The 13,120-nt window shown below is 55.0% G+C and carries 12 protein-coding genes; 10 read left to right on the top strand and 2 right to left on the bottom strand.

Annotation, left to right across the window (positions count from 1 at the left end; translation table 11 throughout):
• Positions 1-295 precede the first annotated feature (295 nt).
• The 10 genes from VAE55_RS07435 (at position 296) to VAE55_RS07390 (ending at position 11,034) form a co-directional block, all read left to right on the top strand.
• Entirely contained in the window at positions 296-1,039 is a 744-nt protein-coding gene (locus VAE55_RS07435) for an exopolysaccharide biosynthesis polyprenyl glycosylphosphotransferase (RefSeq protein WP_322815159.1), read from the top strand.
• Positions 1,040-1,053: 14 nt separating this feature from the next.
• Complete coding sequence (locus VAE55_RS07430) at positions 1,054-2,571, top strand: WecB/TagA/CpsF family glycosyltransferase (protein WP_322815158.1); 1,518 nt, start codon at positions 1,054-1,056, stop codon at positions 2,569-2,571.
• A 4-nt stretch (positions 2,572-2,575) separates the two neighbouring features.
• Positions 2,576-4,279 (top strand): sugar transferase, encoded by a 1,704-nt coding sequence (locus tag VAE55_RS07425; protein WP_322815157.1) that lies wholly within the window; start codon positions 2,576-2,578, stop codon positions 4,277-4,279.
• 57 nt (positions 4,280-4,336) lie between these two features.
• On the top strand, positions 4,337-4,675 hold the full coding sequence (locus VAE55_RS07420; RefSeq protein WP_322815156.1) for an STAS domain-containing protein: 339 nt from the start codon (positions 4,337-4,339) through the stop codon (positions 4,673-4,675).
• 10 nt (positions 4,676-4,685) lie between these two features.
• Complete coding sequence (locus VAE55_RS07415) at positions 4,686-6,209, top strand: PP2C family protein-serine/threonine phosphatase (RefSeq protein ID WP_322815155.1); 1,524 nt, start codon at positions 4,686-4,688, stop codon at positions 6,207-6,209.
• On the top strand, positions 6,206-6,646 hold the full coding sequence (locus tag VAE55_RS07410) for an ATP-binding protein (protein ID WP_322815154.1): 441 nt from the start codon (positions 6,206-6,208) through the stop codon (positions 6,644-6,646). The genes VAE55_RS07415 and VAE55_RS07410 overlap by 4 nt, the downstream gene beginning before the upstream one ends.
• A 5-nt stretch (positions 6,647-6,651) precedes the next feature.
• Entirely contained in the window at positions 6,652-7,038 is a 387-nt protein-coding gene (locus VAE55_RS07405; RefSeq protein ID WP_322815153.1) for a response regulator, read from the top strand.
• 157 nt (positions 7,039-7,195) lie between these two features.
• The gene (locus tag VAE55_RS07400; RefSeq protein ID WP_322815152.1) at positions 7,196-8,164 is read left to right on the top strand and encodes a glycosyltransferase family 2 protein; all 969 of its coding nucleotides are present in this window, start codon (positions 7,196-7,198) and stop codon (positions 8,162-8,164) included.
• Complete coding sequence (locus VAE55_RS07395; protein WP_322815151.1) at positions 8,161-9,690, top strand: flippase; 1,530 nt, start codon at positions 8,161-8,163, stop codon at positions 9,688-9,690. The genes VAE55_RS07400 and VAE55_RS07395 overlap by 4 nt, the downstream gene beginning before the upstream one ends.
• Before the next feature lie 354 nt (positions 9,691-10,044).
• A complete protein-coding gene (locus VAE55_RS07390) occupies positions 10,045-11,034 on the top strand; it encodes a biotin-dependent carboxyltransferase family protein (protein ID WP_322815150.1) in 990 nt (329 codons plus the stop codon).
• Positions 11,035-11,137: 103 nt separating this feature from the next.
• Here VAE55_RS07390 and VAE55_RS07385 read toward each other — a convergent pair whose 3' ends face one another.
• Together VAE55_RS07385 and VAE55_RS07380 are read right to left on the bottom strand one after the other, a co-directional pair.
• A complete protein-coding gene (locus tag VAE55_RS07385; RefSeq protein ID WP_322815149.1) occupies positions 11,138-11,536 on the bottom strand; it encodes a hypothetical protein in 399 nt (132 codons plus the stop codon).
• A gap of 99 nt (positions 11,537-11,635) precedes the next feature.
• A partial coding sequence (locus tag VAE55_RS07380; protein ID WP_322815148.1) for a bacterial transcriptional activator domain-containing protein occupies positions 11,636-13,120 on the bottom strand: 1,485 nt, incomplete at its 5' end.

Here is a 13,120-nt window from a genome sequence, read left to right as displayed (position 1 = left end):
GGCAGCATGGCTGTCGCACTCCAAACGTCGCGACACGCGCATAATGAGCGGGCAAGGTAACTAATCCAGCGCATGATGGCACCGGAGATGGTTGTTAGAGCGACAGTACAGCGTTTTATGAAATAAGTTCTAATATTATAGATGTATACACTTCAGCATAAGTCACTGGCAGATCAGGCAGTGATGGCGTGTTACGAGTGACATATTCTTCACTGATAACTCAATCGTTGTAAGGAATTTGTTCGTTCGATGGGGTATAGTGATAGTGTTCTCGAAACGAGTGAGGTACCCTGCTATGAACGTTGTCAAACCGAAATCGCACCATCTTGATGATAAGACAGAGCGCATGCTCACCATCTTTGCCGAGCGTCGTTTTCAGCGCACCCGCGCCAATCAGCGTTTGCGACTGGCCTTATCGTGGTGGGTGATTCGTACCAAACTGCTCTCGCGTCTTAAACGAGTGTTGGATGTGACAGTGGCGGTGATTGCGATTATTTTGACGTCGCCGATCATGCTGATGACAGCACTGTTAATCAAACTCGAGTCACCGGGACCGGTGATCTTCAAACAGATGCGTGTCGGTAAAGATGGCGAACATTTCTACTGTTATAAATTCCGCTCGATGTACATTGATGCCGAGCAACGGCTTCGCGAATTGCAGGCCAAAAATGAAGCCGATGGCCCGGTATTCAAGATGAAGCGCGACCCGCGTGTAACCCGAGTCGGTCGGGTGATCCGGAAGCTTAGTATCGACGAATTGCCACAACTCTTTAACGTACTGAAAGGCGAGATGAGTCTGGTTGGGCCACGCCCTGCCTTACCGAGCGAAGTCGCGAAATATACCTATGAGCAGATCGGGCGCCTGCATGCCATTCCCGGCATCACCGGTTTGCAACAGGTATCAGGGCGAAGCGATCTCGACTTTAAGCGTTGGGTTGAGCTGGATTTGCAATATATTGCCGAGCAAAGCATCTGGAAGGATATTGAAATTCTGTTACGCACCATTCCGGCAGTTCTGCTGGGACGAGGTGCTTACTGACCGGGAAGAACACCATGCGCAAACTGCTCGTTATTCTGGGTGTGCCGATTGATAACTTGACCATGGCTGAGGCACTTGATCGCTGCGACGAGTTTATCGTGGAAGGTCGGGCAACCGGTCGTCTCCATCAGATTGCGACGGTCAACGCCGATTTTGTGGTCAATGCGCTGCACGATCCCGAACTACGGCGTATCCTGCAAGAGGCGGATATGGCAACTGCCGACGGGATGCCACTAGTCTGGGCATCACGGCTATTGGGTGGGCCACTGCCGGGGCGCGTCACCGGGGCCGATATGGTACCGGCGCTGGCTGAACGGGCAGCCCAGCGCGGTTATTCGATCTTCTTTCTGGGTGCGCGGGAAGGCGTAGCGGCAAAAGCAGCAGCTATCTTGCAAGAGCGGTATCCCGGACTTAAAGTCGCCGGTGTTCTGTCGCCACCCCCCCGCTCAGTCCTGGAGATGGATCGCTCGATTGTCGAGACGGTAAAGGCCGCACAACCTGATATTCTGCTGGTGGCTTTCGGTAACCCGAAACAAGAGAAGTGGATTCGCATGTACGCCCATGAGCTGCGGGTACCAATTGCCATTGGTGTTGGTGGTACGTTTGACATGATCGTTGGCGTGACCAGACGCGCTCCGCTGTGGATGCAACGCAGTGGGCTGGAATGGGTGTACCGACTCATCCAGGAACCACGCCGCTTGTGGAAGCGCTATGTTCACGATTTTGTCTACTTTGGGTATTTCTTTTTCCGGCAGTGGTGGGCAATGCAACGGGGAAGTGCCCTGAGTATGGTGCCCAACCCGGAACCGGCGCAGGTGCCGCCACCAATCGAGCCGGCAGCCCCACCAATACCGTGGCCGGTGCTGACTGTCGGACATCGCCTCGACGTTAATAACCTGGAGTCATTCAGACAGGAAGCGTACCGACTGTTGGGTGAACAGCATTATCTCATTCTCGACCTGAGCCAGACCAAATTTCTCGACAGTTCAGCACTGGGCGCCCTGGTTGCTCTGGCCAGGCAGGCGCGCGCTAAAGGCGGTGATCTGTTCCTGCTCAATGTGCAGGAACCAATTCTCCGCATTCTCGACTTGCTCAAACTGGATCGCTTCTTTGAGCGCTTTCCTGATTTGTCGGCCATCGCAGACCGGATCACTCAGGAACAACCCCCCCTGCCGGCATCGTCAACCACAACGCACGGCTGGACGATTATATCCGCACCGCGTCTGTTTGATGCGGCAACCGCAACCACCTTCCTGAACGAAGCCAGCACAAAACTTGATCAAGGCGAACGTCTGATTATCGATTGCAGTGGTACGACCTTTATGGCCAGTGCCGGCATGGCTGCGCTGGTCAAACTCGACCGCCTGGCCCGCGAGCACAACAGCGCTCTACGCCTTGCCAGTTGTTCACATGATGTCCTACGTACACTGCAACTGGTACGCCTCGATCAGGTATTACAAATCTTTCCAGATGTCACGGCGGCAACAATGGCACCTTTGCCTGATACCTCTGTAGCCACTGAAGGAGCCTGAACCAATGACTATTGCTTTCATCATTGCTACGGCAGAAGAGCGTCGGTTGCCCCCCTTGACCGACGTTGTACCTGATGTGTTATTACCGATTGTTGACCGCCCGGTGATGGCGACCACGATTGAAATTCTGGCCCGCGCCGGTATCAAACGTATTCTGATTGCGCTCCACGAACAGAGTGCTCCCATTACCGCGGTGTTCGGTAGTGGCAGACGTTGGGGTGTTGATATCGAGTACATTTCATTGAACGAAGCATGGGCGGATGGTGGTGCGCTCCGCTGGGCAGCACCCCTCATTCATGAAACCTGTCTGGTCATTCCGGGAAACGCGATTATTGATGTTGCGATAGAAGCAGCGCTTGATCATCACCAGCGGCAGGGAGCACTGCTGACGGTGATTACCCATCAACCTCACCCGCATCAGGCCACACCATATGCTGTGGTTGCGGCTGATGGTCAGATCGGTGCCGTGCTCGAAACACCAACCGGGGCTGATGTCGTTGCCCTTACCGGAGCGTATATTGTTGAGCCGGCGCTGATCGAACACATCCCGCTGCGCAGTCGTTGTGTTATCGCCACCGATCTGCTACCACGCTTGATTGCCGGGCAAACACCGGTACAGAATTTTACCTTCAGCGGTTACTGGAATCCACTCACGACACTGACCGACTATTACTCAGCTCAACAGGTCTTCCTCTACAGCGCCTATCGAGCACTTGATCCCAACGTCACCGATGGACCTGCAGACACGGTTCGCTACCCTTCGCTCAGTGGACGCAAAATTGCCCCAGGCATCTGGGTTGGACGTAACGATTCGATCCATCCGAGTGTACGAATTGCGCCCCCCCTGTACATTGGCGACAACTGCTGGATCGGGCGTGAGGCTGAACTCGGCTTGGGAACGGTCATCGGTAGCGGTTGTATGGTCGATGATGAAGCCACCGTCACGGCCAGTGTCGTGTGGAGCGACACCTACGTGGGACAACTGGTCAATCTCAATCAACGGATTGTCTATCCTGGGATGATTGTAGACCCGGATACCGGTGAGCAGACGGCAATTGTCGACGCCTTTCTCATCGGGCGGGTTTCAGCAGTGACCGCCAGCATTGGGCGATTTGCCAGTTTCCTGAATCGACTCGCTGCGCTTCTGCTCTTGATCCTGCTCAGCCCATTGTTTTTACTGACGGGTATCCTGGCTGCTCTGGGGAGTGGTGGACGACCACTGGTGGGGGTCGCACGGATTGGTGAACGAATTATCTTGCCTGATGGTCACATGACTCTGCGGCCTTTCACGCTCTGGCGCTGGCGCACGCGCCACGCAGACGGGCGCTACCGCTGGTTTGGTAGATGGCTGGAAACGTATGAATTGCATCGTTTACCAGAACTCTTAAGTGTCCTGCGTGGCGACTTGCAACTGGTCGGCGTCAAACCCTTGACACCAAATGAGGCAGCCCGGTTAAACGAGAAGTGGCAGCAGCGACGGCACGACGTGCCGCCTGGAGTGACCGGTTTGTGGTATATTCAGGCTTCATCCGATGATCTCGATACAGTGATTATTGCCGATGTATACTATAGCGCGACACGCTCGTGGCGAAGAGACCTTGACCTGTTGGTACGGACCCCGGTTGTCTGGCTACGCCGGCTAACAAAGGCGCATCAGACCGTCAGATCATCATTGACACCCGATCTGACCCTGCCACCTAACCGATAGGTCAGTTTGTCGCCGTTACTGACCAGCAGTTTGCGCTACTTAAGGAGGATTTAGGCTATGGAAATGAAGCCACGGATTGTCGGGAATGTGGCAGTGCTTGCCATTACAGGCCGACTAGATGCCAATACAGTACCACCGGTCCAACAATGGCTGGAACAGGCGACAGGAACACCTGGGGCACGGGTGCTGGTTGATCTGAGCGAAACGACGTTTGTTGACTCAACCGCGCTGGCAACCCTGGTTTCGGCATTGAAGCGTTGCCAGCAGGGGCAGGGCGAATTTGCGCTGTGCGGTCTGCGACGGCCTGTGTTAATGATATTTGAACTGACCAGACTCGACAAAGCGTTCACTATTTTTGTTGATGCCGATCATGCATTGGCTGTTTTGAATGCCTGAGAGAACCTCCATGCTCGTATCGTTGCTCAGCTCGCAGTATACACGCTTTCAGGCCATGGCCGAGGCCTGGTTAGCGCAGGGAGCACAAACGTTTGGCGTTTACGAACAGGGGCGTCCATTGGCCTACTGGCCGGCAGGTCAGCGTATGCTCCCGCCTGATCTGACAGCGGCTATCTATCGCTACGATGAAGTCATCGGTGAACTGCGACTGACCGGCTTACGCGACGAGGCAGCACGGCAGCGGTTACAGGCAGAGGCGAGGCTGATTAGCTATATTGTCCAGCTTGAGCATGAACTGCAATGCATGACCGCTGATCTGGTTACCAGTCAGGATCAGCAATTGGCGTTGTATCGATTGACGCAGGCCATGCGCGATCTGGTAACCATTCGTGAAACGCTCCAGGCCGTCGTCAATGAAGCACTTCGTATGCTCAAGGGGCGAGCCGGGTTTGCAACGTATGTTGCTGCCAATGGTGGTGAACCGATTGTCGTGCAATCTTCAGCCTGCGGCTTGAATAACGAGGTCATCTGGCGTCTGTACTGGCAACTACAGACAGAAGATCGGCCACTGCTGCTCAGAGAAGATGATGGCGATTTGCGACGACCACCCGGCGTTCACAACTTACTGCTGCTGCCAATACGGGTGCGCGGCATGATGATAGCGAGTCTGGGGATTATTGATCGTGCCGAAGGCTTTGGCACACCGGAGCTAAAATTAGGCCGCGCGATCACCGATCAGGCCAGCGCACAAATTGAGCGGATTCTCCTGTACCAGGAAATGGTTGAGCAGGCCAGATTACGCAGTGAGATGGATCTGGCCCGGCGCGTCCAGACCGATCTCTTGCCCCGCACGTTACCGGAAGTAGCCGGTCTGGATATTTACGCATATTCACGGCCTGCACTCCAGGTGGGGGGTGATTTCTTCGATTTTATCAACATCCCCAACCACCCCTTCATCTTCACGATTGGCGACGTGAGTGGTAAAGGTGTCTCTGCCGCTTTGCTCATGTCGATGACCCGCACCGCCCTGCATAGCAAAGCGCAATTCATGCCGTCGCCGACGCCGGCAGCGGTGATGCGGCAATCCAGTGAAGATCTGTACAACGATTTTACCCGGATCGGCGTCTTTGCAACCATCTTTGTTGGTCAGTATGACCAAAACAATCGTGAAATTATGTATACCAATGCCGGTCATGCACCGGTCATCTACCGGCCACGCCACGGCAAAGCAGAGTTGCTGTTAGCCGACCACACAGCAGTTGGTGTACTGCCGGTGAACAACTTTCAAAACCGTTATCTGACAATGAGGCCGGGGGATCTGCTGATTGTTGCCACCGATGGCTTTAGCGATGCCCGCAATGCCGATGATGAACTGTTTGGGATTGATCGTCTGTTAGCGGCTGTCGATGAGCTGGCCGAACAACCGGCACGGGCAATTGCCGATAGTTTATTTAGCGTGGTTGATCGGTTTAGTGCCGGTCATCCCCAGGATGATGATCAGACGATCATCGTAATCAAAGGAGCGGCGCTGTGAGCCTGCAACACAAGGAAGTGATCCGGCTCGATCTGCCGGCGCGTTATGCCTATTTGCATCTCTTGAGTGAAACAATTGCAGAGTTGCTCCGACAGGTAGATGTAGTCAATGAAAAGCTGGTATACAATATACAGCTCGCAGCCCACGAAGTCTGCACGAACATCATTAGTCATGCCTATCACAATCGGCAAAATGATGAGGATCGGGTCAGAGTCATACTTGTCTTACATCCACAGCCGGCTCGCCTGGAGATTGAGTTGCATGATACGGGCGATTCGTTTGATCCGGAGCTGGTACCACAACCTAATCTGGTCGAAGCCCAAATTCACGGCTACGGTCTCTTCTTAATCCGCCACTTGATGGATCACGTTGCATATACATCGCGTGCGGATGGTAACTACTGGCATTTGGTGAAGTATCTGGAGTCGGGGAGATAAACCTTATGACAACAATTATGATAGTTGATGATTACGTTCCCAGCCATCGGCTGATGAGTTTTGTCCTCGAACAGCACGGTTATACAGTGGTTACCGCTATCGATGGTGTCCAGGCTTTACGTCACCTGGATACGTATGCCGTCGATCTGGTCGTCACCGATTTGACGATGCCGCGGATGGATGGTATTGAGCTGGTACGTGAAATGCGCACCAATGAACGCTTTAGTAGCATACCGGTCATTATCGTTACCGGTAGTGTTGAAGAGCGGGATGCAGTAAAAGCAGCCGGCGTTGGTGTCAACGCCTTCCTCACCAAACCGGTCGACTCGGACGATCTGATTCACGAAGTAGAGCGGCAACTCCGCGGCGAGGCACTTCGGCGCACTGCATAAACACGGGCTGACCCGAATGGTGAACCAGCAAACAGATGCTTTGTAGCGCAGGTGACGGTCTCGTTAACTACGACTAGCCCTCATTTCAGCAAAGTGTTAACTTGTAGCCGTACACTGCTGCCGTCAACGGCAGTTAGATCAGGCGGGCAGCAATGTTATGAATACGACAACCGTAGATGTCGTGATCTCAACGTATGGGCGAGGGGCAGCGATTGATGCCACCATTGCCAGCTTACGGCGGAGTACCTATTCTCAATTCGTCCTGTGGGTGCTTGATCAAAGCGAAGATGATCGAACCGAACAATGCGTGCGTTCCCATGCCGAGTCTGATGAGCGTATCCGGTATGTGCGGCGACCCGTGCGTGGCATTTCGGCGACCCGTAATGCCGGCGTAGCAATGGGGAATGCGCCGTACATTCTGTTTACGAATGATGACTGCGTGCTCGATCCGAACTGGATTGGCGCCCTGGTTGCAGAGCTACACGATCCGCAGACCTGGCTGGCATTCGGGGCTGTTTTACCGGGGCCGCATCAAGAGGGTATCGATGAACTGGTGCTGGGAACGTGCAATGGTTTCCGTCATGTTTTTCAGCACAATCGCTTCAATTTAGCGTTCGGTCATGGTCATAACATGGGTGCTCGCCGTGATGCCTTTGAACGACTCGGTGGCTTTGATGAATTGATCGGCGCCGGCGCACCGCTGGGTGCCTGGGAAGAGCGCGACCTGGGGTATCGAGCATTGAAGGCCGGTGGACGAATCGTCTTCACTCCAGAGGCAATCGCCTATCATCACCACTGGCAAAGCTGGCAAGGTGCACGACGCAGCTTTCGCGCCTACGGCATGGGTGCCGGCGCAGTTGCCGGCAAATATTTGCGCTGCGGCGATACAGGTGGCATTGTGATCCTGTCCGAATGGTTGTTTAGTCAGGGATTGCGTCAGATTGCTTCGGGAATTATCAAGTGGCATCGCCGGGATAAAGTGCTGTTGGGCCTCGATCAGCTTTATTACCCCTTCGTTGGCTTACACAAAAGCCTGAACTACCAAATCAATCCTGAAACGTGTTGCTACATCGCACCAGATCGGGTGGCTGGTGCCGACCCATCACATAGGGGAGTTTTACCGTGAGTAGCCATGCAACCTCGCTGGCGCCGATCAGTGGCGCCCGGCTGGCCCGTAATGCCAGCGCAATGATGGCAGCACAATTGCTGACGTGGGCAATGGCGTTCCTGGTGGCCATTTTTCAGCCTCGTATTCTGGGACCGCTGGCAATCGGTCAGCTCTCTATTGCCCTCTCGATCTGGATGATCGTCGGTGTGTTGATCACCTTTGGCATGGACACCTACCTCACAAAGGCGGTGGCCCGTGAACCCCATCGTACCGGTACTCTGGTAACAACCAGTCTGCTAGTACGCACCGCTCTGTGGCTTCTCGGTTGTCTGGCCGTCTTTGGCTACGATCTGGCCGCCGTCTCCGCCGATCCGACCCAGACGGCACTGATCTGGATTATTGGTCTCATGACCCTCTTCTCGGTGTTGAGTGGTGGGCTGATTGCAACCCTGAACGGTCTGGAGCAGACGCATTATGTATCGCTGGTGACGGTAGCAAGCAAGGTTGTGCTGACGGTCGTCAGCCTTGGCTTACTTTTTGCTGGCTTCAATGTGATCTGGATCGGCTGGGCAAATGTACTGGCAGCCGTAGTTGCTTTCCTCGGCGACGCATTTTTCCTCTTTCGCCAGCACCGACCACAGTGGCGGGTTGATCTGCGAGCAGCAAAGCAAATGCTGCTCGACTCGAAACAATATCTGGTGACAGCACTAACGCTCATGGTGTATCAACAGATTGATCGCCTGTTTATCGCAATGTTTGCCTCAACTGAAGCGGTTGGCTGGTATGGCACTGCTGTCAATCTGTTCGGTACATTAATGTTCTTTCCGGTGGCAATTGGGACAGTGATCTTTCCAACCTTAACCCGCCGGTTTGCCGCCGGTCAAGATCATCTGGCGATGGCGGCCCGTCCAATTTTCAACATTATGCTGGCATTGAGTATGCCCATCGGCCTGGGATTGCTAGCGCTGGCCGAACCGATTGCGCTGTTACTCTACGGCGAAGCCTTTCGTCCAACCGGGGTGGTGCTGGCGGTGTTAGGCCTGGTCTTGATCTGCACCTACCTGAACACCGTCCTGAGCCAGTTGTTGATTGCTGCCGAGCGAACTGCAGCACTCAATGTAATCATGATCGCGGCGACGGTGGCGACGTTGCCGTTGGATTTTGTGCTGGTGCCCTGGACCGATCAGGGGTTTGGGAACGGCGCTTTGGGCGGCGCACTGGCCTACACGGTGACTGAATTAGGCATCTTGATTGCCGCAATAAAGCTGCTGCCGAGAGGCACGCTCAATGCCCAAAACTGGCGAGCAGGATTACTCACGAGCCTGGCCGGGATAGGGATGGTTCTCTCGATCTGGTGGCTCCGTGACTCGACCTTCTTCTTCCTCGGTGTACCATTAGGGGCAGTCGTATACGTGGGGCTGGTACTGGTACTGCGGGCATTGCCTGACGAAGATATGACGATCATCAAAGACGCACTGAGCAAAGTGATTGAACGTATCCCCTTCCTGCGCGGGAAATTACGTGTGGTGCCGCCTGAGCCGTGATCCCAAAGCTCGCCTGGATAGACTAAGAGAGCAGCGGGGCGATCATGTGAGTCGCGCATACACCAACATCCGGTATCATCTACACGATACCGGGCAATAATAATTGCCCCAGGTTGCCTCCTTTATCACCACAGAGACACGGAGGACACAGAGGATAGGTATTACCTGAGTTGCTGCCGTGAGGCGTGACGTAGCGCGTCGATAGGAACTGGATACTACCCAAATTATTCAGGCAGGTACGCCCACGGTGGTATGTGCAGCGTCGTGCTGTTCATCCTGGCAGTCAGACTGGGCCTGCTCACAGAATAGGTGGCAATTTGGGTTATTATTATCAGGCTACTTTTGATTGACCCTATGAAACTCGCAACGATTGACATCATCGCCAGTGGCCCCTTGCTAACCATTCAAGATGGTGGACGGCTCACAGCCCGACGCTACGGCGTGCCACCGGGAGGGGCCATGGATCGATTCGCCCTGGTAGCGGCGAATCGCCTGGTCGGCAACCATCCTGACGCACCACTGCTCGAATTGACCGCCGGCGGGGTGAGCATGCGCTTCAACAGTGCAATGCTGATAGCGCTGACTGGCGCCGATCTCCAGGCCCGGCTCAACGAGATACCACTTGCACCATGGCAAAGCGTGGTAGCCCCGACAGGCAGCATCCTAAATCTGGGCGGGCGCCGGGGTAGCTGGGGTGGACGTGCTTATCTAGCGATAGCTGGCGATCTCGAAGCTGAACGGGTGATTGGTGGTGCGGGCACCTGTTTAGCCGGTGGATTCGGCGGGTATCAGGGCCGCGCATTACGGGCTGGCGATCAGATCAAAGTCCGGACTCGCGCATTACATCGCGAGAATGGATACCGTTGGTGGCCGGCAGATCGGCGTCCGCTATACTGTGCCCACCCCTGCCTGCGCGTCCTCCCCGGCCCTCAACGTGATCTCCTGCCAACAGCTTGGGAATTGCTCCTTTCACAAGACTTTCAGCTCGATCAGGCTGCCAGCCGCCAGGGGTATCGCCTGAGTGGAGTGATCCTTCCAGAACATCAGCTGTCACTACCCTCATTTGGCGTGATACCAGGCGCAATCCAACTACCACCCGATGGTCGTCCCATTCTGTTGATGGCTGATGCCCAAACGACCGGTGGTTATCCGGTGATTGCGGTGGTTATCGGTGCCGACCTACCGCTGGCTGCACAACTCTTGCCGAACGACCGACTACGTTTTGCTGAAACTGACCTGGCTACGGCCCAGACAGCATGGGCCGAACAGACTGCGTGGCTCGCCGCCGGTCCCGCCGATGACGAGGATAGTCGGCTGCTTGCCCAGGCCGGAGCATTGGGGTGATTTTCTGTAGGGGGCGGGTTTGGAACCCGCCCCTACAGCTTGCCCCGACGGCCAACCGGTGACACTGGACAGGCGGCGATATGCGTGGCTCATCAGGCCTGCGCTATGCCATCATCGCAATCATCACATTACTGAGCACCAACACCAGAATGATACCAAGTGCCGATGGCGCTGCCCAGCGTCCGAGACGAGCAAAGGGGCTGCGAGCACCAATCAGCAGATGGGCAACGACGGCAGTAGCAAAACCAAGTAGTGGGTGAAGGATGAAGGGAAAGCTGAGAAAATAGTTTATGCCGGCAAAAATACCAACCAACCAGTAGATCAGGCCCAGTGTCACCTGAATATCGATCAACACTGGGAAGATGCGTGCCACTGGACTACGAGGTGCGTTCGGGCGATAGGTAAAGGCAAGGTAGATAGCTGCAGCAACAATCAGAACCGACAACACCTCGCGACCGAAGATCGCGTGAATGGAACGAATGGTGGCGAAGATTGGGTCCATAACATTATGCTCCTTAGACGAAGGAAATCAGACACCGTCTACTCTTCGACAGTGCTGATACATTCAGCAAATTCATCGTACAAACTATCACAAAGGTTGTCAAATTGGCTCGTTTTGCCGGATACGATGATAGAGGGTTTCCGTTTCGGGGAGAGGCTCTATCCCTAATTCCTCGTGCAACGCCTGCACACAGCGTGTATAAGAACGTATTGCTTGCGAACGACTTCCAGCTCGTGCATGTGCTCGCATCAGCAGTTGATATGCCTCTTCATAACCCCGGTCACGACGGAGCACCTGTTCGGCGATTTGAATGGCTTCGTCATGCCGTCCCTCGGCACTCAATTGTTCGCCATACGCGACCGCAGTTGCCAGATACCGTGCCAACAGCCGTTCGCGCTCTTCAATGGTCCAGGGATCGTACAATGCTTCGGCAAGATAGTCACCGCGATAGAGTTGTAATGCGGCCTGTGCACTGCGACGAGCAAAATCCGGATCGCTACTCGTCAATGCCCCACCGGCCCGTAGCTCAAATTCATCCACATCGATCCATGCCCCGAATGAAGGGGCAAAGCTGTACGCCAACCCCTGCCGACGGATGAAGAATGGGGGAACACGGGACGGGCGATGAGGTTCAAGTGCAGCATTCAATGTATTCAGCGTCACTTTGAACTGACGTTCAGCAGCTTCCAGCTCGGCGTCAGGCCAGAGCCAGGCGCAAATCTGTTCGCGCTGCACCCAATTGCCGCGCATGGTTAACAGAAGTTGAAAGAGCTGCTTCGCTTTCTCACGTTGCCACTCACGGGCCTGAATCTCCTGATTCCCGCGCCAGACCCGGAAAGCCCCCAGCATCTGTACCCTCAATGTGAAGCCTGGATGATAGTCATTGACCGTATCATCAGCAGCAATCGAAGGAAATCCCTGGCGGAGTAGGTGCATGGCAGTATCTCGATGCGCCGGTATCGAGCGCGCCCGTAAGAGCAATGGTACCAACGCAGCAATATCGCGTGGGCCAAAGAGGCTAGGGCCAATCAAGACACTTTCGTAACCGTGTTCGACGGCCTCGCGCATCACTTGATCAACGAGCTGATCAACCTCTGTTGTCCGTCCGGCCCGCAACGCAGCCAGCGTGCGCCAGAGATGAACGAGAAACAGGCCAAACGTATCACGACCGATCTGAAAACGTTTCTCGGCCTGATCAAGCCATTCGTAGCCGCGCTGATCATCGGCCATCAGAGTCACACTTCCCAGCGCGAGCAAAATGAGCGCAGCGACCCATTCATCACCGGCAGAGACAGCTAGAAGCAAGCCTTCTCGTGCATCAGCTTCAGCACGCGCCAGATCACCGGCGTGGCCGTGCAACAACGTCAATCCCAGGTAACCCTCAGCCCGGGTCCGTGGAACACTCACCTGTTGTAGCAGGCGCAAGCCCCGGCTGTAATGCTGACGTGCGATCTGCTCGTCGCTACGGGCAATCACCTGATAGGCGTGGCCGAGGCGTAATTCAGCAATCGCTTCGGTCACCGGATTATGACTCTGTTGAGCTTCACTAAGCATACGGTGTGCAAAGGCCAGGGCCTGGGGGCC

It is taken from the genome of Chloroflexus sp. (genome assembly GCF_034432675.1).
Lineage (GTDB): Bacteria > Chloroflexota > Chloroflexia > Chloroflexales > Chloroflexaceae > Chloroflexus.
The sequence above is the reverse complement of the archived record's forward strand: the minus strand, read 5'-3'. Positions and strand labels throughout refer to the sequence as shown.